The sequence below is a fragment of the Sorangium sp. So ce362 genome (assembly GCF_051519845.1).
GTDB lineage: Bacteria > Myxococcota_A > Polyangia > Polyangiales > Polyangiaceae > Sorangium.
In genome coordinates, this window is the sequence record NZ_CP150332.1 from 2947300 (window position 1) to 2971612 (window position 24313).

Annotated in this window: 19 protein-coding genes and 1 pseudogene; 12 read left to right on the forward strand and 8 right to left on the reverse strand. The window is 69.6% G+C overall.

Annotated elements, in window-relative coordinates:
• Positions 1 to 5: 5 nt before the first annotated feature.
• The 5 genes from WMF17_RS11755 to WMF17_RS11775 form a co-directional block, all read right to left on the reverse strand.
• Positions 6 to 1025 carry an ABC transporter substrate-binding protein gene (locus tag WMF17_RS11755; protein ID WP_437602133.1) on the reverse strand — a complete coding sequence of 340 codons (1020 nt, stop codon included), beginning with the start codon at positions 1023 to 1025 and terminating at the stop codon, positions 6 to 8.
• Between the two features lie 141 nt (positions 1026 to 1166).
• The gene (locus tag WMF17_RS11760) at positions 1167 to 1985 is read right to left on the reverse strand and encodes a hypothetical protein (protein ID WP_437602135.1); all 819 of its coding nucleotides are present in this window, start codon (positions 1983 to 1985) and stop codon (positions 1167 to 1169) included.
• 69 nt (positions 1986 to 2054) lie between these two features.
• Positions 2055 to 3101, reverse strand: a complete 1047-nt coding sequence (locus WMF17_RS11765; RefSeq protein WP_437602136.1) for a nicotinamidase — start codon at positions 3099 to 3101, stop codon at positions 2055 to 2057.
• A gap of 60 nt (positions 3102 to 3161) precedes the next feature.
• On the reverse strand, positions 3162 to 5087 hold the full coding sequence (locus WMF17_RS11770; RefSeq protein ID WP_437602137.1) for a hypothetical protein: 1926 nt from the start codon (positions 5085 to 5087) through the stop codon (positions 3162 to 3164).
• Between the two features lie 67 nt (positions 5088 to 5154).
• Positions 5155 to 6018, reverse strand: coding sequence for a protein phosphatase 2C domain-containing protein (locus tag WMF17_RS11775; protein WP_437602138.1), 864 nt, complete (start codon positions 6016 to 6018; stop codon positions 5155 to 5157).
• A 424-nt stretch (positions 6019 to 6442) separates the two neighbouring features.
• On the opposite strand from WMF17_RS11775, the gene WMF17_RS11780 reads away from it, so the two are divergent.
• The 8 genes and pseudogenes from WMF17_RS11780 to WMF17_RS11815 all read left to right on the forward strand — a co-directional run bounded on the left by WMF17_RS11780 (position 6443) and on the right by WMF17_RS11815 (position 17636).
• Complete coding sequence (locus tag WMF17_RS11780; protein WP_437649465.1) at positions 6443 to 7141, forward strand: DUF2238 domain-containing protein; 699 nt, start codon at positions 6443 to 6445, stop codon at positions 7139 to 7141.
• Positions 7142 to 8149: 1008 nt separating this feature from the next.
• Positions 8150 to 14905: a DNRLRE domain-containing protein gene (locus tag WMF17_RS11785; RefSeq protein WP_437649467.1), complete on the forward strand. Its 6756-nt coding sequence runs from the start codon at positions 8150 to 8152 to the stop codon at positions 14903 to 14905.
• A 161-nt stretch (positions 14906 to 15066) separates the two neighbouring features.
• Positions 15067 to 15303 (forward strand): hypothetical protein, encoded by a 237-nt coding sequence (locus WMF17_RS11790; RefSeq protein WP_437649469.1) that lies wholly within the window; start codon positions 15067 to 15069, stop codon positions 15301 to 15303.
• Positions 15304 to 15341: 38 nt separating this feature from the next.
• The gene (locus WMF17_RS11795; protein ID WP_437651330.1) at positions 15342 to 15983 is read left to right on the forward strand and encodes an RHS repeat-associated core domain-containing protein; all 642 of its coding nucleotides are present in this window, start codon (positions 15342 to 15344) and stop codon (positions 15981 to 15983) included.
• A gap of 18 nt (positions 15984 to 16001) precedes the next feature.
• Positions 16002 to 16313: a hypothetical protein gene (locus WMF17_RS11800; RefSeq protein WP_437649471.1), complete on the forward strand. Its 312-nt coding sequence runs from the start codon at positions 16002 to 16004 to the stop codon at positions 16311 to 16313.
• An 89-nt stretch (positions 16314 to 16402) separates the two neighbouring features.
• On the forward strand, positions 16403 to 16735 hold the full coding sequence (locus tag WMF17_RS11805) for a carboxypeptidase-like regulatory domain-containing protein (protein WP_437649473.1): 333 nt from the start codon (positions 16403 to 16405) through the stop codon (positions 16733 to 16735).
• 122 nt (positions 16736 to 16857) lie between these two features.
• Positions 16858 to 17160 (forward strand): annotated as a pseudogene (locus WMF17_RS11810) (hypothetical protein); the annotation flags it as partial.
• Positions 17160 to 17636, forward strand: coding sequence for a hypothetical protein (locus WMF17_RS11815; RefSeq protein ID WP_437649475.1), 477 nt, complete (start codon positions 17160 to 17162; stop codon positions 17634 to 17636). The pseudogene WMF17_RS11810 and the gene WMF17_RS11815, both read left to right, overlap by 1 nt.
• Before the next feature lie 437 nt (positions 17637 to 18073).
• On the opposite strand, the gene WMF17_RS11820 is transcribed toward WMF17_RS11815, so the two are convergent.
• Complete coding sequence (locus tag WMF17_RS11820; protein ID WP_437602140.1) at positions 18074 to 18763, reverse strand: NUDIX hydrolase; 690 nt, start codon at positions 18761 to 18763, stop codon at positions 18074 to 18076.
• A 254-nt stretch (positions 18764 to 19017) separates the two neighbouring features.
• Here WMF17_RS11820 and WMF17_RS11825 point away from each other — a divergent pair, with 254 nt between their 5' ends.
• Positions 19018 to 19857, forward strand: coding sequence for an STAS domain-containing protein (locus WMF17_RS11825; RefSeq protein ID WP_437649477.1), 840 nt, complete (start codon positions 19018 to 19020; stop codon positions 19855 to 19857).
• 62 nt (positions 19858 to 19919) lie between these two features.
• Here WMF17_RS11825 and WMF17_RS11830 read toward each other — a convergent pair whose 3' ends face one another.
• Together WMF17_RS11830 and WMF17_RS11835 are read right to left on the reverse strand one after the other, a co-directional pair.
• A complete protein-coding gene (locus WMF17_RS11830; RefSeq protein ID WP_437649479.1) occupies positions 19920 to 21437 on the reverse strand; it encodes a L,D-transpeptidase in 1518 nt (505 codons plus the stop codon).
• Positions 21438 to 21487: 50 nt separating this feature from the next.
• A complete protein-coding gene (locus WMF17_RS11835) occupies positions 21488 to 22885 on the reverse strand; it encodes a WD40/YVTN/BNR-like repeat-containing protein (RefSeq protein ID WP_437649481.1) in 1398 nt (465 codons plus the stop codon).
• Between the two features lie 183 nt (positions 22886 to 23068).
• Between WMF17_RS11835 and WMF17_RS11840 the strand changes: the two genes are divergently transcribed.
• The 3 genes from WMF17_RS11840 to WMF17_RS11850 are packed head-to-tail and all read left to right on the forward strand — an operon-like array spanning position 23069 to position 24293.
• Entirely contained in the window at positions 23069 to 23200 is a 132-nt protein-coding gene (locus WMF17_RS11840; RefSeq protein WP_437489870.1) for a hypothetical protein, read from the forward strand.
• A gap of 48 nt (positions 23201 to 23248) precedes the next feature.
• Positions 23249 to 23755, forward strand: coding sequence for an RNA polymerase sigma factor (locus WMF17_RS11845; protein WP_437602144.1), 507 nt, complete (start codon positions 23249 to 23251; stop codon positions 23753 to 23755).
• Positions 23745 to 24293 carry a hypothetical protein gene (locus tag WMF17_RS11850; protein WP_437602145.1) on the forward strand — a complete coding sequence of 183 codons (549 nt, stop codon included), beginning with the start codon at positions 23745 to 23747 and terminating at the stop codon, positions 24291 to 24293. The genes WMF17_RS11845 and WMF17_RS11850 overlap by 11 nt, the downstream gene beginning before the upstream one ends.
• The last annotated feature ends 20 nt before the right edge of the window (positions 24294 to 24313 follow it).

A 24313-nucleotide genomic window follows, 5' to 3' on the forward strand; every position in this document is an offset into this window, starting at 1 on the left:
GCCGCTCACTCCCCGAGCCACCGGGCGGTGTCCGGATTCACGATCTCCTTCACCGCCGGGTCGTCGAGGTCCTGCTTCGTGACGACGCGCGCGCCCGTGTCGATGCGCCGCTCGACCTTCTCGCCGCGGAGGTGCGCCACCATCGTCTTGACCGCGAGGTATCCCATGTTGAACGGGTCCTGCACGACGAGCGCCTCGATATCGCCCTCGCGCAGCGCGCCGAGGAGCTTCTCCGAGGCGTCAAAGCCGACGAACTTCACCTGATTCACGAGGTTCGTCTTGCGGAGCGCCTGCAGCATCCCGAAGGTCGTCGACTCGTTCGGCGCGAACACGCCGGCGAGCGTCCCCTCCGCCGCCTTCTGCGCGAGGAGCAGGCTCTCGCTCTTCTTGAACGCCGTCTCCGTGGTGGCGCCGCCGTGCTGGTTCTCGCTCGCCACCGTGATGCCGGGCATCGCGCGCACCACGTCGAGGAAGCCGTCCTCGCGGTCCCGCGTGCTCGCCGAGCCCTCCTGGTAGCGGAGCATCACGACATTGCCCTTCCCGCCTATCGCCCTGCCGAGGTGCTCTCCCGCGAGCTTGCCGGCGGCCCGGTTGTCGGTCGCGATGAAGCTCACGTGCTCATCACCGGCGAGGTCGGAGTCGAACACGACAACCGGGATCCTCGCCTGCGCCGCCGCGTGCACAGGCGCCTTCAGCGCCATGCTGTTGAGCGGCGCGAGCACGACGCCGGACACGCCCTGCGCGACGAAGCTCGAGACGACATCGATCTGCGCCTTGAGATCGTCCTCCCTGAGCGGCCCCTTCCACACGATATCGACGTCGAGCTCGCGCGAGGCCTTCACCGCGCCCGCGTGCGCGCTCTTCCAGAACTCGTGCGTTGTCCCCTTGGGCACGACGGCGATGCGGAGCCGCGCGCCGCTCTTCGCGCCTGTGCCAGCGTCCGTCGACGTCGTATCCGACGACGTCCTCGAGCACGCAGCGAGGACGGTGATCGCGATGGCGCACGCGAGGACATGAGTGTTCATCGGCCCGGCGATGCTAGCCGATGGATCGCCGCCGCGCCCGCAGCCGCGAGCACATGATTTGTATGGATCCGCCGGAGCAGCTCTGGCCAATCAGCGCGGCCATCCAGGGATACAAGACGGCGATCCCACCGGTTGAGCTGATTACCCTCCGAAGCCGCCGGCGGCCGCCTTGGAGAACGACGCGCCGCCCTGGCTGGCGCGCACCGCCGACTGGGAGAACAGCGAGAACGCCTTGCGGATGTCGGCCGCGTCGCTCTTCGGCGTCAGGATCCAGCGGTCCTCGATCCCCATGTCGCGGAAGACGGCGCGGAAGTCGGTGTTCCCGTCGTCGATGCCGATCGCCGCCACGATGTGGGCCTCGGCCCGGCGCATGTCGCGGACGAGCGCGCACACGTCCTTGGCCTTGGCCCACGTCGAGCCCGCGTCGGCGCCGTCCGAGATGATCAGCGTGACCGTGCGCGCCGGGACGCCGCTCAGCGCGAACTCCTGCGCCTTCGCGATCACCGTTCCGAGGAGCACCACCGTCTGGTCGTAGAGCGGCGTGCCGAGCATGGGGTCGTAGTTCTTCGTATCCATCTTCACCGCCTGGGCGATCGGGCAATACGGATACAGCACCTCTCCGTTCAGGTAGCGGTTGTGCGCCAGGATGGAGTCGCGCTGCTTGGAGTCGGCGAGGGCGCCCACAACGAGGTTGTGCCCGTCGCGCACCGCCCGGGCGTTGCCGGCGAATTTGATGGATCCCGAGTCGTCGGGCATCACCGTGACCAGCACCACCTCCGACGACGCGACGTCGTCCACCTGCACGCCGAAGCCCGCCTGGATCTGGGCGCCCAGGTCGGTGATGTGCAGCGCCTGCATCGCCTCGGGCGAGAGCGCTCCCTCGTCCCGCGCGGCCTCGAACAGCTGCTCGATGTCGAGCGAGCCACCGCCATTCATCGTCTTCCCGTTGTCCTTGCTCATGGTATCGGATCCTCCAGGGTCATGCGTTCCAGCGCGCGAAGCCGGGGCGGCCGGCCGGGCCGCGCGGCGCTAGACGAGCCAGCGCGCGACCGGGTCGGTGCTCTTCACGAGGTTCATGCCGGCGGCGGCGAACCGGCTCAGCGCCTTGTCCGCCTCGGCGGTGAAGTCGGCCACGAATCCCCCCTTGCCGTCGGGCACGGTGACCGGCGACATGCAGTCGGTCATCACGTAGATCTTCTTCGCGAGCGCGCGGTCGGTCAGCGCGACCTCGGTCAAGATGTCCTCGATCGAGCTGCGCACGCAGTGGCTCGAGGCCTGGCCGGCGATGATCACCGCGTCCGCGTGGAGCAGCGTCTTCAGGAAGAGCGTGCTCCGCTGCGCCAGCGGCTGGCCGTCGTGGCGCGTCAGCACCTCGGGCTGCATCACCGAGTAGTTCTCGGTGAGCGGGTTGCCGCCCTTGACCTCGACCCACGACTGCACCCCGCGCGCGAACGCGTGGAACATCCGCGCCTCGTGCACGACCCCCGCGAGCGCGTGGCCGTCGCTGCCGAGGATGCAGTGCGGCGGCCACAGGTAGAGCCTGTATTTGCCCGCCTTCTCGAGCTCCTCGCAGTAGTACCGGACCTGCTTCATCAGCCACGGATAGTTGCCGCCGCAGAGCCACTTCGCCACGGCCGGGTTCGGCCGCACCTCCCCCGCGTCGATCTGCGCCGTGGTGATCTCGCGGTACGCGCTGAGCGGCCGGTCCTCGCGATCCACCCAGAACGACGGGAAGAAGATCTGGTAAGCAAAATGGGTATCCATCGTGACCGTCATGTTCGTGATGGACGCGAGGTTCCTGTAGATGAACTCGGCGATGCGGCGGCTGTCGTCGACCGCGCCCGTGCCGCTCCTGCCGGCGACGTACAGCGAGCCCTGCGGGAAGCAGAAGTCCTTCTGCACATCGATGAGCAGGAGGTGGACGTTCTGCGCGTCCGCGGCCGACGGCTTCATGCCGTGCGCCTTCCGCCACGCGGCGGCGGCGCCGTGGAGCGCCGTCTCGTCGGGGTGGTAGCCCCACCGCTCGGCGTTCCTCGGATCGTAGAAGGTGGGCAGCGGGAGCTCGGTCGTTTTCATGATCTCTCTCTCTCCTCTCAGGCGGCCCGCGAGCGCGGGCCGATCAGCTCAGCCATGGATTCACGCGATGCGAAGCAAGGTGATCGACTGCGCGTCGACGACGAACAGGCCCTCGGGCCCGACGAGCAGCCGGGAAGCCTGCGTGACGAACGGCTCGGTGCCGGGGAACTGCCGCGTCTCCACGAGCGCTCCCCCTCGGACCTCGACGCGGACGATGCCGCTGTCGGTCGCCGAGAGCAGGAACCCCGACGCCGCGCACTTGCCCGTGAGCGCACCGAGCCACGAGCCGCCTTCCCCCTCGCCGTCGGCCATCGCCTCGACCGCGCCGTCCTCGCCGACGACGATGCACCGGTGCACGGTGCGGCCGGCCTGCTCGGCCGCGAGGAAGAGCCAGGCGCGCCCGCGGCCGGCGCGGGACGCAGCGCCCGGGCCCGCGTCGAACACGCATATGGCCGAGGTGAGCTTGCCGCCGGGGAAAGGCAGCTTGACCGTGTCCTTGAGGCCCGGCCGCTCGGCGTCGAACACGAACGCGATCGAGACGTTCCCGGCGCGGTAGAAGCCGAGCCCGAAGCGCGGACCCGCCCAGAACACGGTTTGCCCGGCGAGGACATCGCCCATCGGGACGGCGTCCGCCTCGCCCGACAGCGCGGCGGCGCCCGGCTTGCCGCTGCGCAGGAGCTGGCCGCCGCGCGTCCAGTAGCGGGCGCGCTCGCCCACGTCGAACATGGGCCTCGTCCCGAGGCAATCCACCTGGATCCGCTCGGGCGCCGCCCCCGGCGAGAGCAAGACGAGCTCGCCGCCCCGGCCGATCAGCGTCGCCCTCCCGTGCACCGCGAACCGCATCGCGGGGTGAGGCGCGCCGGACATCACGAGCGACCCGTCCTCCCGCAGGAAACGCCCGCCCTCGTTCACGAGGTAAGAGAGCCCGCCCGGCCCGACGGACGCGGCAAGGATCACCCCGCGCGTGCTCAGGATCCGCGTCGCGAGCACCTCGCCGTGGACCACGGTCGACTCCTTCACGACCGCCGGCGCGGCGCCCGCGCAGGTCGGGCAGGCAGGGCGCGCGTGCTCGACGCCGCACGACGGGCACCGCGTCCACGCGAGCGCCTCGATCAGCCGGCGCGGGAACACGCCGCGCTGGTCCTGGACGAAGACGCGGTACAGCGCGTCCAGGAGGTCGTCCGGCAGGACGCGGTAGGGGATCGCCGGCTTCGGATACCGCACCTCGCGGTCGAACACGGTGATGCGGCGGAGCGGCCTCGCGCACTCGGGCACGCGCGCCGACGGGGACCGCGGCCGGAAGACGCCGCCATAGGGCCCCACGCAGAGCAGGCTCTGCATGGCCATCACCGCGAACGCGTACCAGTCGGAGTCCGGCGAATAAGGCCTCCCCAGCATCGGTCGGGGCAGGGAAGGGTCGCAGAGCAGCGGATCGACGAAGCGCTCGGTGAACACCTGACACAGGAACGGGCCGAACTGGAAGCTGTCGGCGTCGATGACGAACGCCTCGCCGCCGGCGACGAGGACGTTGAGATCGTTGAAGTCGCCGATCACGACGCCCCGGCCGTGGATCGCCTCGACGGTCCGGTGGAGCCCCGCGAGCACCCCGGAGACCGCGGCCGACGAGAGCCCGCCGTGGCGCATCGACGGCTCGCCGTACCGCAGGAGCGGCTCCGCGCCGCGCACGAGGCGCATGGCGTAGCCCACGAGGCGCTTCCTCGCCTTGTCGGTCGCGAGCTCGACGGGCGCGATCACCTGGCCTGGCAGCGCGCCGGGAAAGGCGCGCAGCTTGTCCTGGTGGCGCTCGATGCGGTCCTGCGCCGCGCGCTGCTCGGCGTCCTGCCCCGCGTAATCCGGGTGATCGGGCGTCTTCCAGACCTTGAGCGCGCGGCCGTCGCCGAGGTCGAACACGTCCGCCTCTCCGCCCTTGCCGATCGAGGCCTTGGGGTCGAGTCGAACTCGCTTTGCACCGAGATACACGTCCACCTTCGCCTCCTCTCGGCGTTCGAAAATCCGCGCTATCCCCCGTCGTGACGCCGCGCAGGGCGGCGCGTCAGGCGCGCGCGCTCCGCGCCCTTCGCACGACGACAAGGGTCGTGTCGTCGCGCAGCAGCCCGCCTTCGCGCTCCATCCGCTCTTCCTTCCACACTGGCCGCGTCACCGTGCGGTTGATGAGCGCGAGCCGCCTCCTCACCGCGTCCGGGTTGCCGAAGGTGCGATCGTCCTCCCAGAACCGGGAGAGCGGGCCGACCTCTCCGCCGCCGCCCGGGAGCTGCCGGGACGACGACTCCAGGAGATCGAGCGCGCCGTCGGTGCCGAGCAGGGCAGTCCGGAGGGCGCTCGACGGAAAGGCGCGGTGCACGGTGAAGCGCGGCGCCTCGCCGCCCGGCGGGCGATCGAGCAGGCCGTAAGCGAGGTACGGGGGTTCGTTCCTCGGGAAGGGGCCGAGCCGCAGGAGCTCGTCGCCGAGGGCGATCAGGCCGTCGCCGAGGGAGAACGCGCACGCCGTGTCCCCTGAGACGGCGAGGCCGACCGCGGTGAAGAGGAAGTAGGTCGACACGACCTCGGCGAGGCTCCCGCCCATGCCGCCGGCCATCGCCCGGAGCGGCGCGAGGGTCCCGAGCCGCACCTCTTCCCAGGTCTCCGGCGACGCGACGTCGGCGCCCCGCCGGAGCGCGCCGAGCACCTGCTCGGTCACGAGCCGGGCCCCGAGCGCCGCGCCCACCTCGCTGCGCGCGCCGCTGCCGCAGCCGTCGCAGACCACCGCGGCAAGACAGCCGCCCTCGACCCGGAAGGCGTAGGCGTCCTGGTTGGGCCGCCCCACCGCGAGGTGGTCGGTCCCGGTCACGGTGCCGCCGGCGATCTCGAACGGCGAACCTCCTCCCACGTCCGTCAAGAAAGCGACCTCGCGAGACATGGACATCCCTTCTGCGCCCGGCGAGGGGGCGCTGCGGCCGGACATCGGCCCGTCAGAGCGCCACACGCGCGGCGCTCTCGGCGTCAGAGCTCCGCCATCGGCGCCGGCCCTGGGGGCCTGAACGCGGCGAGCATCCGATTGTTCGTGTTTTCTATACACTAAGCTTAGTGTTCTATGTACACCTTGTCAACCCTGGGGGGGCGGAATGCGCGAGGCGCAGCGCCTGGGCACCGCGCGCGGGCACGCGTTGAAGGGGCTGCCTTCACCGAAGGGGCTGCCTTCACCCACCGCCAGCCTGCGGGGCTCCTCGTCGGCGTCACGGCGCTGGTCACGATCGCCGCAGGGACGGTACGGTGGGCGCGTCGCGGCGCCGCGAGGCTGACCGATCGACGGGAGGGGTAATGATCCGCAACCAGGAGAGCGCATGACAACCACGACCGATCTCGCGAAGCCCGAGCCGAGCTCCGACGCGCCCCGTACGACGGCGGAGCACGCGAAGCTCCCGCTCATCCTGCTCGCCGTCCTCACGATCATCAGTATCGCCACCGTGTGGAGCCCCGCGGCCGGACGCACGAGCTGGATGCTCGAGGTGGGCCCCGGCCTCGCCGGCGTCGCCGTCCTGATCGGCGTCTACCGGCGCTTCCCGATGTCCCACATCGTCTACTGGGGTGTCTTCCTCCACATGCTGATCCTGATCTACGGCGGCTATTACACCTACGCGCTCACCCCGCTCGGCAGCTGGGCCAAAGAGGCCTTTCATCTGAGTCGCAACCATTACGATCGCGTCGGCCATATCGCGCTCGGACTCTTCCCCGCGCTCACGATCCGCGAGGTGCTCCTTCGGCGGACGCCGCTCCGCCGCGGCGGCTGGCTGACCTTCCTCATCCTCTCGGTGGTCCTCGCGATCGCCGCCTTCTGGGAGCTCCTCGAGTGGTGGGTCACGCTGCTCGTCGCGTCCGACGTGGGGCAGGCCTTCCTCGGCTCGCAAGGCGACATCTGGGACGCGCAGTGGGACATGGTCCTCGCGCTGATCGGCGCGATGGTCGCGCTGCCGCTGCTCGGCGGGCTCCACGATCGCTCGATGGCGCGTGTCCCTGGGCTGATCGAAGGGGCGCCGCGTTGACCGCGGTCGAAGCTCCGCGATGAGCTCCCGCGTGCTGGCCGACGCTGCGTGGCCTTGCAGGCTGGGTACTCGAGGACATCGAGCGCCAACGTGCGGGCTCCACCATCGCCTGGTGGAAGATCGCGGCGGCGGGCGGGTCGCGCCCGAGCTCGTCGAAGTGCTCGGTCCCGGACGGCGCCGCCGCGTCTCCGGCGCCCCACGCCATCCGGCCGGTGCGGATACAGTCTACGAGGTGTCCTTGAGCCCGGCCCACGCGAAGGAGCCAGCTCCGAGCGCACCGACCACCAGCATACCGACGATTACCTTCCTAGATCCAAGACCACTGCCGGCATGGCTCAGGCCCTCGCGTGGCGATGTCGCGCCGTTTGCGCGCGCCCGCACGGGGATGCCGGGCATGCGACGGGCGTGACCGCCGCACAGCGAGGGGGGCCGCGCAGCGTGACATGTCACGGAGCCAGCGTGACATGTCACGGCGCGAGCGCGCCGTACATCGCGGCTCGATGACGCCGGCCGGCGCACGGGATCGTGGTGGACGTGGCCGGCGGTGAGGGACGCTGTACGAGCGACGAGCTGAGGCGACGAGGTGTTCGGATCGATCGGATCCGCTCCGCGGTGCGCCGGCGTGGCCGCGCTGGGGGCGTGCCCGGAACGAAGGACGATCTGACGATCGGGCTTCGCCGATGCCGAGCGAGGGAAGGAACGCAGGGTGGCACGTGGGTTGCTTGGTCGCGCGCGCTGGATGGCCTTACGGCGCTCGTGCGCGCCTCGCGCGTCAATGCGGCTAAACGTGATTGACCGAGGCGACCGCGGGCGCGAGGCGACGCCGGCGCGTGCATTTCGCATTCCTGTGACGCACGCGCTCCGGACCAAGGAGAAGCAATGACGGTTGAAATAGAAGCTAGACTGCTCGCGAGACGACATCGACGAGCATCCCTTCAGGCGCTCGAGATCTTCGAGCCGCCGAGCAGGTACCGGCGAAGGTCCCTCCTTCTCGCGAACGGCGTCCTCTTGAGCGCCGTCGCGTTCGGCGCCGGCTGCAGCTCGGGCTCGCCGAGCGAGGAGCTGCACGGCACCGCGAAGCTCGCGGTGGGCGCCGAGGACCCGACCTGCGTGACGATCCAGCGCGGGACGGCGGGCGCGGTGGAGGACGCGACGATCTGGGAGACGTTCCCGACCTGGAGCGATTCGACCGTGCTCCTCCGCACGGGCACCCTGGCCGGGTTCGGCGTACGGCACGCCGTCCTCCGTTTCGATCTCTCACCGATGCCCGCCGGGGCGACGGTCGTCTCTTCGACGCTGCGGATCGAGCAGATCTACCGGGACGACACCACCTCGAGCACCATCAACATCCACCGGATCCTCTCGCCGTGGGCCGAGCCGACGGTGACCTGGCAGAGCCTGGGAAATGGGAGCGATTTCGACTCGGCGATCGCGGCCTCGTTCCAGTCGCTCCCCGGCGCCGGGATCCGCTCGGCCGATCTGACGTCGCTCACCGCGGCGTGGCTCGCGGGCACCGTCCCGAACCACGGAATGCTGCTGGAGGAGGCGCCGGTCCTCACCACGAGCTTCCGAAGCAGCGACGATCCGCAGGTCGACGACCGGCCGAGCCTCGAGGTCTGTTACACGACCGCGGCGACCTGCACCGGCACGCTCGACGATAACGACGCGTGCACGACCGACACCTGCGACCCGGTGCTGGGCATTCTGCACACGCCCATCTCGACCGACGACAGTGATCCGAGCACGATCGATACGTGCGACCCGGCGACCGGCGCGGTGACGCACGTGGCCTGTCCGGCGCTGGATCCGACCGTGGCCACGCGGCTCATCGACGCTGTCGGCTGCATCTACCAGGGACCGAGCGCGCCGCAGACGGGCGCGACCGCGACGTTCGAACCGGGCACGGTGGCGGTCGTCAAAGGCAAGGTCGCGACCCGGTCGGGCGTCCCGATCTCCGGCGCCCAGGTGAGTGTGCTGGGCCATGACGTGGGGGACGCCGAGAGCTTCGGGCGGGTGCTCACGCGCGCAGACGGGGCCTTCGAGCTCGTCGTGCGGGGAGGCCGGCCGCTCACGATCCAGTACGAAAAGAGCGGATACCTGCCGGCGCAACGGCAGGTGGGCACCACCTGGCAGCGCTGGTCCGACGCGCCTGACGTGGTGCTGATCGAGCGCGATCCGGTGGTGACGCCCGTCGCGCTGGGCAGCGCGGCCGAGGTGCAGGTGGCGCGGGGGAGCGTGCAAACGGACGAGAGCGGGACGCGCCAGGCGACCTTGCTCTTCCCCCCGGGCACCTCGGGGATGATGACCGTGCCGGACCCGAACGGCCCGCCGGGGGCCATGACGACCGTGGCATTGCCGGCCGAGGTGCACGTGCGAGCGACCGAGTACACGGTCGGCCCGAACGGCCCCGAGGCGATGCCGGGTACGCTGCCAGCGGCCAGCGCGTACACCTATGCGGTGGAGCTCGGGCTCGACGAGGCGGTCGCCGCCGGGGCGACGAACGTCGAGTTCAATCAGCCCATCCCGTTCTACGTCGAGAACTTCCTGAGCTTCCCTGTCGGGATGGCCGTCCCGCTCGGCTACTACGATGCGCAGCAGGGGATGTGGATGCCGTCGGAGGACGGGCGCGTCATCGAGATCCTCGACGTGAGCGGCGGGGCGGTGTCGCTGGACATCGACGGCGACAGCGTGGCCGACGACACGAGCGAGCTCGACGAGCTGGGGATCACCGCCGAGGAGCTCGAGCAGCTCGGCGCGCTGTACACCGCGGGGACGAGCCTCTGGCGCGTCCAGGTGACGCACTTCACGCCGTGGGACGCGAACTGGCCGTTCGGGCCGCCGGAAGACGCGGTCCCGCCTCCCGACGGCTCCGGCGTGGCGACGGGTCTTCCGGACAAGACCTGCAAGGCGACCGGCTCGATCATCGAGTGCGAGAGCCAGGTCCTCGGCGAGCGGCTGCCCGTGAGCGGCACGCCGTTCGGCCTGCATTACCAGAGCGACAGGACGCTGGGGCGAAGGGACCTGTACCGCCTCCCGATCCCGCTGACCAAGGAGACGGTCCACTCGAAGCTCCTGCGGATCGGCGTCGGCGTGAGCATCGCCGGGCGCAGCTTCGGGTATGCCCAGTCGTGCCCCTGCCCGCCGAACCAGGAGTATGTCTTCGAGTGGGACGGCAAGGACGCTCTTGGCCGCGACGTCGCGGGGAAGCAGCCGGTCGTGGTGGATATCGGCTACACCTATGAGGGGGAGTACAAGAAGCCCAACCTGAGCGGCACCTTCGGCGGGGGAACGGTGAGCGGGGGCGGGGGCTCGTTCGGCCGCCTGGGGGGCGACCGGATCTCGGGGAACAGGGCGCGGCAGGACATCACGCTGCACCGGAGGTGGGAGAGCACGCTGGGCGCCTGGCACAACGGCTCCGACGCGCTCGGTGGGCTGAGCCTCAGCGAGCACCATGCGTACGATCCTGTCACCTCGATCCTCTATCGAGGCGACGGCGAGAGGCGCACCGGCCGCGACTTGCCGAGCAGCCTCCGCCGGGTGGCGGGCGAGATCCCCGCGAGCAGCGCCGCGGCTGCCGACGGTATCAGCGCCGCGTCCGCGTACATCGGCCTCCCGGAGGGCGTCGCGACCGGGCCCGATGGCAGCCTCTATTTTCCCGACCAGTTTACGAGTCGCGTCCGGAAGATCGGCCCCGACGGGATCATCAGCACCATCGCCGGCGTCTACAATCAGCACGGATACAACGGGGACAATCGGCCCGCCACGAGCGCGCTCCTTTCTACTCCGAAGCTCATCACGATCGGGCCTGACGGAACCATCTACTTCAAGGACAGCTGTCGCATCCGGCGCATCGCCCCGGACGGCATGATCTGGAACGTCGCCGGGAACGGCAGCTGCAGCGTCGCTGCCATGCCCGACAACGTGGCCGCGACCTCCCTCCCCCTCGGCGATACCGTCAACGCCCTCTCGGCCGCGCCGGACGGCACCCTGTACATCGCCATGAGCACGCGTGTCCGAATGGTGACCCCCGACGGGATCATCAGCACGGTGGCGGGCACGGGAGAGGCAAGCAGCTCCGGAGATGGCGTCCGGGCCACCGAAGCTCGCTTCGCCTGGATCACCGCCGTGGCCGCGGCGCCTGACGGCGGCTTCTACCTCGCCGAATCCGTCGGTGCGATCGGTTCTGTTGGAAACCGTATCCGGCGCGTCGACCTCAACGGAGTCCTCACCACGGTCGGGGGCCACGCGGTCGGAGGCACACATCAGACGGGCGACGGGGGCTCGGCGACGTCAGCGTTCCTCGGATCGCCCCAAGCGCTCGCGCTCGGACCCGACGGCAGCATCTACTTCACGACCCAGAGGCTCGGGGACCACGACTACCCCACCTTGCGCCGCATCTCGCCGGACGGCATCATCACCACGATCGCGGGCAACCGCGCCATCCCTCCGACGCTGTGCGGCTCCGAGCATTGCGGGCTCGACGGGCCGGCGACCAAGGCCTGGCTCATCAGGCCGCGGGGCCTTGCCGTCACGCCGGGCGGGGAGATCCTCATCGCCGACGGGAACGCGGCGGCCGATGCAATCATCGTCCGCTTGAAGGCGCCCTTCCCGGGCGTGGCTCCCGGCAACCTCACGGTGCCGAGCGAGGACGGCACGGAATACTACGTGTTCGACGAGCGGGGGCGCCACCTCGCCACGAAGGACGCGCTGCTCGGGGTCACGCGCTACCAGTTCGGCTACGATCCCGAAGGCCGACTGACGACGGTCACCGACGTGGACGGCCAGGTGACGACGATCCAGCGCGACGCGAGCGGCGTCGCGACGGCGATCGTCGCGCCCATCTTGCAGACCACATCGCTCGCGATGGACGCGGAGGGCTACCTCGGAACGCTGACGAACCCTGCGAGCGAGACGACGACGCTGGAGTACTACCCGGGCACGGGCCTCCTCATGTCGATGCTCGAGCCGCTCGGGCGCCTGCACGAGTTCGAGTACGACGAGGGGCGTCTCGTCAGGGACGACGATCCGGCGGACGGCTTCAAGACGCTCAGCCGGACGAACACCAGCTCGGGCTACTCCGTCACGCTCACCACGGCGGAGGGCCGGACGCGCAAGCACGAGATCGAGGAGCTCGCCGCCGGCGGCGAGCGGCGCACGCACACCGGATGGAACGGCCTCTCGACCGTCGTGCAGACCGACCCGAGCGGATCGAGGACGATGACGACGCCGAACGGCACCGCGGTCTCCACGGTGGTGACGGGCGATCCGCGCTTCGGCGTACAGTCGCCCATCAACGGCAAGGAGACCTACACCACGCCGCTTGGAAGGCAGATGCAGATCACCCGAGCGCGCTCGGTGCTCCCGCCCAACGACCTCGACATCACCTCGCTCATCGAGACCACGACCGTCAATGGGATGGTGTTCACGGACGTGTTCGACAAGGCGTCGGGCACCGTCGTCCACACCTTGCCGACTGGACGACACGTGACGACGACCCTGAACGCGCAGGGACGGGTAGCCGAGATCGCGGTGCCGGACGTTCTTCCGCTCCAGGCAACGTATCATCCGAACGGTCGGATCCATACGCTCGTTCAGGGGCCCAGGACGTGGACGTACACCTACGAGGACAACGGCTGGCTCACCACGGTGACCCAGCCGCTGAACCATACCACCTTCGTTGGGCACGATCCGGTCGGCCGGGTCACGCAGGTGACGCGGCCGGACAACGAGATCCTCGGCGCGAGCTACTACGCCGGCGGGCTCGTTCACACCGTGACGCCGCCGGACCGGCCCGCGCACACGTTCGGGTACACCCCGGCCGCCTTGCTCGAGCAGTACCTGGCACCCGAGGCCGGAAGCATCGCCAGGGAGACCTCCTGGTCCTACGACCCGGATCGCCTCCTCACGAGCTCGACCCGGCCCGGCGAGCCTGCCACGGTGCACACGCCGGATCCGGTCACAGGCCGACCCATGCTCGTGATGTTGCCAGCCGGCATGGGTACGATTCAGTACAGCTATCACCCAACGACGGGCCACCTGGCGAGCATCGCCGGGCCGTCCGGGCTCTCGATCGCGTATGGCTACGACGGCGTGCTCCTGACCAGCCGAACCTGGACGACCACCGGGACGGGGAGCAGCCTGGGAGCGGTGCACTGGACGTATGACAACAACTTCCAGATCGCCAGCGAGCGGGTGAACAGCGGCGCGGCGCTTAGCTTCGGTTACGACGCGGATGGATTCCTCAACCACGCCGGCGGCCTCACGCTGCACCGCCACCCGCAGAACGGGCTGTACACAGGGAGCAGCGTCGGCGTCGTCAGCGACACGGTCACCCCCGACGAGTACGGTGCCGTGGAGACGTACGTCGCGCAGGTGGCGGGGTCGGCTGTGTACGAGGTGAGTTATACTCCGGACGCGCTGGGGCGCATCGACCAGCGGACGGAGACCATCATGGGAGAGACTCACGCGTACGACTACGCCTACGATCTCGCCGGCCGGCTGACCGACGTGGTCCGGGACGGCGTGCTCACGGCGCACTACGACTACGGTGCGAACGGGAACCGCATGGCGCGTACGTCGCCGGCGGGCGTCGAGGGCGGCACCTACGACGACCAGGACCGGCTGCTCACGTACGGGACCAGGACGTACGTGACGAGCCCGGCGGGCGACCGGACGGGCGTGACCGACACGGCGACGGGCGCGACGACGACCTTCACGTACGATCCCGGCGGCAACCTGCGGCACGTCGACTTGCCGGACGGCACGGAGCTTGACTACCTGATCGACGGCGAGGGACATCGCGTCTGGAAGCAGCGGAACGGGGTCAACGTCCAGGGCTTCCTCTACCGGAGCGCGCTCCAGCCAGTGGCGGAGCTCGACGGCGCGGGGGCCGTGGTGGCGCGCTTCGTCTACGCGCAGGGTCGGAATGTGCCGGATCTGGTGATCAAGGGTGGTGCCACCTACCGCATCCTCACGGACCACCTCGGGAGCCCGAGGCTCGTCGTGGACGCGGCGAACGGCCAGGTGGCCCAGCGACTCGACTACGACGAGTGGGGTAATGTCACGCTCGACACGAACCCGGGATTCCAGCCGTTCGGATTCGCGGGCGGGTTGTACGATCGGGACACGAAGCTCGTGCGGTTCGGGGCGCGAGACTACGACCCGAGCGTGGGGCGGTGGACGTCGAAGGACGCGAGCGGCTTCGCCGGCGGGCCGAATTTCTACGCTTACGGGCACAATGATCCGGTCAACTACGTCGATCCAGACGGGAGGCTTAGCATCCTCGCGACGGGGGCCATCGGTGCCGTGGCGGGCGGCGTGGGCTCGTTCGTCATGCAGGGGCTGCAAAAGGGCTTCGGCTGCGTGGACTACGGAGAGGTAGGCATCGCGGCGGCGGCTGGAGGGCTCGCCGGACTCGGCGTTGGCTGGCTCGGAACGGGCGTGTGGGGCAGCGCCGCGATCGGCGGTATTACCAGCGAAGGCCAGTACCTTACCACCGCCGCCTACTATGGGCAGGATACGACGGGGGAGGGAATCGCCGGTGCCGCGGTCCTCGGCGCCGTCGGCGGAGGGTTCGCCGCCTGGGCGTCTCCCTCACCCGTCGCGACCATGCAGTTCGTCGAGTCCTCCGCGATCAGCGGTGCTGTCAACTCAGGGCTCGCCAGGGCTCTGAACGATGCTCCTCAGGTGTTCGCGGCGACGTCCTTGCGGAGCATCGGCGCGAACGTGGCGGCCGGCATCTACTCGAATGGGCCGTCGAAGTGAACGATCCGATCAGGCGGCGGTGGGCGGTTGTTGCCGTGGTGAGCCTTGTTCCTCCGGGGCTTGCATTGCTTAATCTCGCGTGGTGCATGTCCCGATGGCACAGCCCGCAACCGCTCGAGGTGATGGTCATATTTCTTGGCTCCGCGCTGGTCGTGTCTGCGATGATACTGTGGCAGGCGCTCGTGAAGATCACCGACGAGGGCGTCGCCTACCCGCTGTCACGGTCGATCCCATGGACCGAGATCGTCTCCATTCGCGGCAATGACAGGAAGATCGAGCTGAGATCCGCGTCCAGGTGCGTCGCCATCGCGCTGTGGCCCTTCCGCTCCCGTCAGGAGCTCATGGGCTACATCGCGGAGCGGCTCCGCCGGGCAGGGCGCGACGGGCTCGTCCAGTAGACACGGAGCGCCCGAGGCGCTCTCGCTTGCGCTCCGTCATGGCAGGGACGGAGCGCAGGCGCGGCCGCGCAAGCCGCTCAGGGGGCTTCGACATTCCTGCCGTGTCTTCGAACGCCATGGTGGCGTCGTTGGTCGAGCTGCCGAACGGGACGCTGCTTGATGACCTGGTCGACGGCGAGGGCCATCGCATCTGGAAGCAGAGGAATGGGGTCAAGGTCCAGGGCTTCCTGTACCGGAGCGCGCTCCAGCCGGCGGCGGAGCTTGACGGCGCGGGGAACGTGGTAACGCGCTTCGTCTATGGGCGAGGGCAGCACGTGCCGGACCTGATGATCAAGGGCGGCGCGACGTACCGGATCCTCACGGATCACGTCGGCAGCCCGTGGCTCGTGGTGAACTCCGCGACCGGCGCTGTGGCGCAGCGAATGGACTTCGACGAGTTCGGTCGCGTGCTGCTCGACACGAACCCGGGCTTCACGCCCTTCGGCTTCGCCGGGGGGCTGTACGATCCGGAGACGAAGCTTGTGCGCTTCGGGGTCCGGGACTACGATCCGGAGGCGGGAAGGTGGACGAGCAAGGATCCGACCATGTTCGCAGGACGCAGCTTGAATCTCTACGCTTATGTCGGGAATGATCCGGTCAACAGGATCGACCCTACAGGGTTGCTCGACCCGGCAAACTAGACTGGCGGAACACTCGCGGTGCTCAATCTCTGGTCGATGTGGGGGAACGCGGGCGTAACCTGGCGGTGGAATGGAGGCAATCCCATCGTTCTCGTGGAGAACGCGAATTATATCAATGGCAACGATGGTCTGACGCTCGGCCATTTCGCGTTCTTGAAGGAGAGCGCTGTGACGGACGCCGACACATATCACCATGAGCTCGCGCACGTGGATCAGCACGACATCCTCGGGGAGGCGTATCTGCCCCTGCATATCCTGGCGCAGGCCTACTCGTTCGCGCGGACGGGCCACTATGCGAAGGCGAATCCGCTGGAGCACGGCCCCCCATAAAACTCCGCCGTGCGCGTTCTAGGCCAGTGTCATTTCCGGAGGATATTGCCATGCTTGCTCGAGCCCGGTATGCGTTACAGAGTGCGTCCATGGCCGTCGTGGCGGCTGCAGGGCTCGTCGGGTGCGACCCGGGGATCGATGTCTCTGGCGTCGTACGTGACGGGGCGGGCAGCCCGATCTGGGGCGTCGAGGTCACGCTGACTTGCCCCGGGACGCGCCGTTATGACCGCACGACGTCCACCGACGCTTCCGGACATTTCCGGGTGCCCGTGGAGCTCGGCTGCCTCGAGCTTGATTGCAAGGTGTCTGTTCGAGCTGCAGATGGCAAGGCGAAGGAGTACATGGTCCGCGAGCACTGCAAGGACAAGCGCTTCCAGTGCGGCGCAGGGTGCAATGTCGTCACGCTGGATGCCGTCCTGTGACGCTCCGCAGTGACGGATGGATGACGGCGGACCCGTGAGCATCTCGGCTCGGCGCTGTCGGTGAGCGCCGAGCCGAGGTCCGCGTTCAGGCGTGTCGCCATCGCGCTGCGGCAGGTGGACGCTACTCCTACACTCCTGCCGCAATTGGAGGATCGAGCACATCAAACCCGATGAAAACTGCGAAGCATCTACAGCCCGGAGATGAAGTCGTCGGGGACTACCACACCCATGCCTCCTACCACGCACCAACCGACGAGCAGTTTTCGCCTAGGGACCTGATGACGGCCGACGCACTAAGCTCATCGAGCTTTGGGTATCGCGAATACACGTCGTTTTTTGCGACGCCTCACGGACGTATCGGCATCTACAGGGGCGACCAGAAGCCGTATTTCTCCCCTCCAAGCTCTGGCTACGGAGTGCCGTGATGTCTCGTCATGTGACTGCGATCCCGGTGTTACTTGCCATTGCGATTGCTGGTTGTGGAGCGGAGCCAAATCGTGTCGCACCCAAGTCGCCGAGCCCAGAGTGCTCGTTCGGAACGCCGGATCCGACCGCCGTCGCCACAGACCTCGACCAAGTACTTGCTGATCCCGAGAGGTTTGCTGGGCGACGTGTGCGGCTTCGCGCCTTCTTGACGAACGAATTTGAAGATCACGGTCTCTATATCAGCGAGGTGACCACAAAGAAGCCAACCCTTGACGGCAAGCGTGCGCCGCGTTGTGACGTACGAGCCCTCGTTCCGCCCATGAAGGCGTTATGGTGGGACGCCGCCGGAACGCCGGGTGCCGGGTGTAATCGCAGTCTTGTGACGATCGAGGGAATCTTTGATCCTTGCGAAGGTGGGCATATGTCGTTGTTCTCGGGCGGGCTGCACAATGTGAACTCTATTCATTCGGAGTAGGACGATCCCGACCCTGGTTGGTGATGGCCGCGACGCCCAAGAGGGGCTCAGCGCTTGAAGCAACCCATTGTGGTCGTTAAACCTCGCCATCCGACGGCCGTCCACACGCCATACAAGCAACCCGATCCGACTCCTCCGCCATCTCGTTCAGCTGGAACGCGCAGGGGAGCTGCACGTCGCTCAGCGTGCACAGCGGGTCGCGCTTCCTGCCCTGAGCCATGCATCCCTGGTTGCGCGATGTTGTTCTGATCGGAGCAGGGGTCGCCGCGGGGACGCTCGCGGCGACGCTCTGCTGGGCGCCTGTTCGCGCCGACCTGAGGTCGGTCCAGGGTAGCCTGGGCATCGTCCACCAGCAGCTCGAGAGGCAGAATGCCCGGTGCGCCGAGAGCGCGCCTGGCAAGGTCGACATGGGCGCGCCGGGCGCCGCCCGCCCCGCTTCAGATCTCGAAGCTGAACCCGTCCTTCTCCAGCCGCTCGTACTTCCGCCGGTCGAACCGGTAGAGCCGCGCCGCGCGGTGGGCGACGTCCTGCTCGACCTCGTCGAGCTCCACGAGGAGCCCGGTGCCGAGCACCTTCTTGCGGAAGTTGCGCTTGTCGAGCGGGCGCTCGAGGATCTTCTCGTAGAGCCGCTGGAGCTGCGACAGCGTGAACTTCGGCGGCAAGAGCTCGAACCCGACGGGCCGATACCGCACCTTGCCCTTGAGCCTCTCCAGCGCCATCGAGAAGATCTCCTCGTGATCGAAGGCGAGCGCCGGGGTGTCGTCCACCGAGAACCACGCGGCCTCGCGCGCGTCGGTCGCCGCCTTGACCCGGTGATCCCCGAGCTTGACCAGCGCGCAGTACGCCACCGAGACGACGCGCTCGCGCGGGTCGCGCCCGAGCGCGCCGAACGTGTAGAGCTGCTCCAGGAACACGCCCGACAGCCCCGTCTCCTCCGCGAGCTCCCGCCGCGCGGCGTCGTCCAGCGCCTCGTCGACGCGCACGAAGCCGCCCGGGAGCGCCCACCTGCCGCGGAACGGCTCGAGCTCCCGCCGGATGAGCAGGACCTTCAGATCCTCGTCATCGAGGCCGAACACGACGCAATCCACCGTCAATGCCGGCCGTGGGTGCTCGTACGCGACGGACATCCGAACCTCCGTGTAACTTCTACACGAGGCTTAGTGTGTATCGTACACCACGTCAACCCGCGGCGCGCCGGCATGGGAGACTCCATGCCTCGATTCCTTCATCGGGACATCGCGTATGAACAGGGCAGGCGAGCTCAGCGAGCTGTGCGATGTTTCCCCCGGTGGGTTCATGAAACTCGCTGGCCACGGACGACAAACGCTCGACGGCCAGCACGCGCGCGGGATAGAAAGCTCTCATGGTGGGGGAAGAGAAAATGACCACGACCGGGGCGGAGACGCGGGAAGAGCTCGAGGCGCAGCTCCGGGAGGCGCGGCTGCTTCTCCGCGCCATCCTCGACAATCTTCCGATCAGCATGGCCAGGTTCGACCGCAGGGGCGTTTTCACGTTCCAGGAGGGCAAGGGGCTGGAGAGCATCGGCATGAAGCCGGGGCAGCTCCTCGGCACGAACGTGCTCGAGCTCTACGCGGACCATGCGGAGGGCGCGGAGCGCCTCCGGCAGGGGTTCGCGGGGAAAGCCTCGCACAGCGTCCTCGACGCGCACGGCGTCCCCTGGGAGACATGGCAGATCCCCGTGCGCGACGACCGCGGGGAGCTCGACGGCCTGATCAGCATCACCCTGGACGCCACCACGGTGAGGCAGCGAGAGAGCGAGCTCCAGACGAAGCTCGATCTCATCGAGAAGCAGCAGAAGGTCATCCGCGATCTCTCGACGCCCATCATCGAGGTCTGGGACAAGGTGCTGACCCTCCCCATGGTGGGCGTGGTGGACAGCCTGAGGATCTCCGAGGTGATGGACAACCTGCTCACGGCGATCGTGAACAAGGACGCTCGGTTCGCGATCCTCGACCTCACCGGCGTCGATGCGGTCGACACGCAGACCGCCGGATACCTCATCGAGATGATCAAGGCCATCCGGCTCCTCGGCGCGGAGGGGATCATCACGGGGATCCGGTCGAACGTGGCCCAGACGATGATCGCGCTCGGGCTCGACCTCTCCGGGGTCACGACCGTGGGCAACCTCCGCGCCGGCCTCAAGCTCTGCATGCGGCGCATGGCCGCGGAGCACGAGGCGGCCAGCGCGCCGGTGAAATAGCGGCCCGTAGAGGCGCCCGCCAGGCGCGAGCGAGCGCGTTATCCACGCTCGGGCCGCGGCGGTCAGCGGTGGATCACGAGGCGCGTCGACGGGTCCTTGCGCGTGACCTGGACCGCGTACCACCCCTCGGGCACGGGGGGATCGGTCCAGTGGAAGAGCCACTTCGCGTCGACCGGCGAGAGGTTCACGCACCCGCCGCTCTGCCCGTCACCCCAGTTGTTGTGCCAGTACGCCGCGTGCAGGAGATACTTGCTGAAGAAGTGCTGGCTCCACGGCACCTCCGCCTCGATCCAGTCGTCCGCGTTGACGTGGGGCGTGATGAGCGTCTTCGTCACCCACTTGCGGTTGATATGGTACTGGCCGAGCGGCGTCGTGGAGGGCGGCACGACCGGCTCGGGGCTCTCCGACCTCTCCGGCTCGTCGGCGCCGTTGCGCCCGGCCGAGATGAGCGTCGCGAAGACGGGCCGGTCGTCCTCGTACGCGATGAGCCAGCCGTCGAGCGCCGCGATCTCGATCCACGTGTTCCTCGGCCCCTCGGCCGGCGGAGCCGGCGCCTCGCCGCCGAGCTGGATCCGGCGTCCCCACGGGTTCCGCGACTTCCGCGGCTTGACGACCACCGCATCTCGCTCGAGCACCCAGCGCCCGTCGTCGCGGGTCTCGAGATAGGTCAGCTTGCCGGCCCGCTTCGAGCGGCCCGTCAGCCCGACGCGGTCGAGGCGCTCCCACACGGCGTCCGTCTTCTCGAGCTGGTTTTCGTCGGTGAGGCGGTACTTGGGGCGCGGCTTGCGGCGAAAGAACGCGAGGGGGAGCCGCACGTCGGGGCCGAGGTGGACGCCCTCGAAGGTGGCGGGCTCATACGGCTTCACCTTGTCCTTCGGCACGAACGTCAGATCGGACGCCCAGAGCCACGTCGCCCCCCCGGCCTCGACCTCCTTCGTCCATGCGACCGACGACCGCGGGCGGACCTGGATGTGCCGCAGATCGTGGATCCCCGCGGGCCACGCCGGCGCGTCGATGCCCTCGACGTTCAAGAGGCGCTTGAGCCCGAGCGACTCGCCGTAGAGGTACGGCAAGGGCTGATCGACCCGCGGGGCGTGGGCGAGCAGCGTCTTCAGCATGGGATCGGCCGCGTCCAGGGTGGCGCGCTCGCCGTCGACGCAGACGTACCCGCGCGGCTCCACGGCGTAGAACGCCGGGCAATCGCCGGCGCCGCGCGAGGGCTCGGGGCTCTTCAGGCGGACCGAGCCGCCGATCGAGAGAAAGCCGATCCACTGGGCCTTCGGCCTCGGCGCAGACCGGATCCACACCTGGCGGCTCTTGGCGTACACGCGGGAGGGACCCGCCGGCGCCGCCTCCTCCGCCGCGGCGGGCGGGGCCCCGGCGGCCGGAGCCTCCGGCGGCACGAGAGCGACGGCCGGCGCGACGGCGCCCGGGGGGCCTGCAGGGCGCCCGATGGCGGGCTCTGCGACCGCGACGCCCGCGCTCCCGGCCGGGTCGGCGCCCGAGCCGGCGTCGTGCCGCGACGGCGTGCACCCGAGGCAGAGCACGCCGAGGGCAGCGAACCACGAGCGGCCGGACATAGGCACGGCACCCTAGCACGCCGAGCCTGCCCGGCAGAATGATCTGCCAGTCAGAGCCTCCGGCGGAAAAGGCCGTTCGCGCCGAGGAGCGCGTGGGCGCCGGCGTAGACCCAGCGCTGCTCGTAGTCGACGGCGAGCGACTCGACCTGTGCGCCGAAGAAGCCGAGCGAGCGCCAGCTCCTCCCGCCGTCGGTGCTGTGCAGCACGCCCTCTCCCGAGCAGCCGATCACGAGCTCTTCCTCCCGCTCCGGGTTCACGTTCACGGCCGAGCCCGTCGTGCACGGCGCCGCCTCGACCTGCGTGTGCTCGCCGTCGACGGTCACGAACCATGCGTCGCTCATCGGTCCGCCGTGCACAAGGATGTACGCTCGCGTCGGTCCGAGCGCCGCGCGCGCGGCGAAATCGGGGACACCGCGACGGTCGAGCTCGCGCCAGCGCTCGCCGCCGTCCTCCGAGAGCAGCCACCGCGAGCCCACGACGAGGCGGCGGTCGCGGAAGGCGGCCAGCGTCGAGCAGCGCGCGATCTCCGGCGATGCGGTCCAGCCGTCGCTGTCGCGGGGGCTCCGGTAGAGCCCGTCGGGGTAGGCCGCGAGCACCTGCCGTTCGTCGACGGCGAGGCCCCGGAGGAAGCCCTGCTTCGGCAAGGCGACCTGGTACCAGCCTCGCCTGGCCTCGTCGAAGAACGTGAGCGCGTCCCCGTCGCTCGGCGCCATCCAGATGCGCCCGCCGGCCGCGTCCTCGACCAGGCTCGTCCCTGGATGGCCGGGCAGGTGCAGGCTGTCCCAGGAGCGGCCGCCGTCGCGGCTCGCGTGGCTGCTCTTCTCCTCGCCTTGGGTCGTGGCGAAGAGCGCCCCCCGGCTCGTCAAGAGCACGAGGGGCGAGTCCCACGTGGGCCCCGAGCCCAGGGGTTCCCAGCCGGTGTCCGCCCGCGCGATCCCCAGCGCCGCGCGCGCCGCGCTGCTCGCGTTGACCCCCGCGAACCCGAGCACCAGGGGCCAGGCGACCCAGGGCGGGAGCGGCGAGCCCTTCGGCCAGAGCGCGAGCAGGCTCCCGCCGAGCATCAGCGCCCCGAGGAGGAGCGCGACGGCCAGCTCGCCTGTGTGCGCCGTCCGCGCCGCGAGGCCCGTTCCCAGGAGCAGCGCCGCCGCTCCGAGCAGGAGCGACAGCCCGCCGTGCACCTGATGGACCCGGACATCGAAGTCCCGCACGGCGCGCTCCGCCGCCTCCGGGCCGAGCGCGGCCCGGCTCAGCGCTATGAGCAGGCCGCCGCCGAGCACCAGGGCGAGGCCCGCCGGCGCCTGGGCCCACCGCGCCTGCCCGAGCAGCTCTCCCACATCCGGATCGAGGGCGAAGCCGAACCAGCCGAGCGCGGCGTTCGCGATGAAAAGGACGCCAGCGACGACGAGGACGATGCCGGCGGCGAGGGTGAGCCGAGCCAGGGAGCGCAAGCGCAACCGCTCGTACGCCGGGCGGGATACGGCCGCAACGGCCGGCGCGTGCATGGGTCCGGTCGCCGGGATCTCGGTCGCCGGGAATTTCGATCGCGCGGGTGTCACGCTCGCCCCCGCTCGCGCCTAGAGCCGAGGAAGGCCGGTGAGGACAGCCGGCCGGAGAAGAAAAGGAGAGCTCCCATGCGTCGTTGGCTCAAGGTGACCCTGTTCGCGGCCGTCCTCGCAATCCCGTCGATGGCCTATGCTGGCACGCAGCTCGCCGGCGGCTGTCCGTGCGCGGATTGTCCGTGTCCGGACTGCCCCTGCGGCTGAGGACCCAGCCCGTTGGAACTGCGCGCGCGATCGCTGCTCAACGCGTCGATGAGACGCCTCGCCGACGGCGATCGCGCGGCGTTCGACCCTGTCTATGCCGCCCTCTGGCCAGCGATCGGCGCGTTCTGCCGCCGCATGCTCGGGGGCGAAGCGGACGCGGAGGACGCGGCGCAGCAGGCGCTCCTCAAGGTGTTCGATCGCGCCAGCTCGTTCGACCCCGAAGCGGACGCGCTCACCTGGGCGCTCGCCATCGCGGCGTGGGAGTGCCGCACGGCGCGGCGGCGGCGGACCCGGTCGAGGGAGGCGCCGGACGAGCTCATCCCCTCGGTCGCGGCCGACATGCCCACGCCGGAGGACGCGGCGATCGCCCGGGATCTGGACGACGCGGCGCGCGAGGTGCTCGGCACGCTGGCCGAGGCGGATCGCGAGACGCTGAGGGCGACCCTGCTGGAGGGCGATCGCGATCCATCGGTATCGGGCGCGGCGTTCCGCAAGCGCCGCGAGCGCGCATTTGCCCGTCTCCGGGAGGCGTGGAGGAGGATCTATGGAACCTGAGGCGCTCGCCGGCCTGAAGGAGAGGGCCTATCGTGCGTACGAGCGCGGGAGGGCGCGACAGGCCGCCTGGGCGGCGTCCCCGACGATCGCCGTGGCGCTCGTCGCCTCGCTGATGAGCGACCGTCCGCTCACCACCGCGATCATCGGCGCGGCGCTCTACGTCGCCGCGGCGCTGCTGTCATGGCGGGGGCGGGAGCTCGGGCGGGGCGTGCTCCCGGGGGTCGCGGCGGGGCTCGTGCCCTTCGCGATGGCGCACGCGGCGCGTGTTTACGGCCACCTGTGCACGCCGGCGGGGTGCGCCTCCATCTGCGTCCCTGCCTGCCTTTTGGGCGGGGTCGCCGCCGGCGTGGTGCTCTCGCGCGCGCTGCGCCGGTCGAACCGGCTCGGGGCCTCCTGGGCCTCGGCGTGCGGCGTCGCCGCCCTGACGGGCGCGCTCGGCTGCGCCTGCGTCGGCTTCGGCGGCGTGCTCGCCCTCGCGGCGGGGCTGCTCACCGGCACCGTGCCGCTCGTGCTCCGGCCTGCGCGCGGCGGCGCGTGAGGTGGCATATCGCTCGCGTC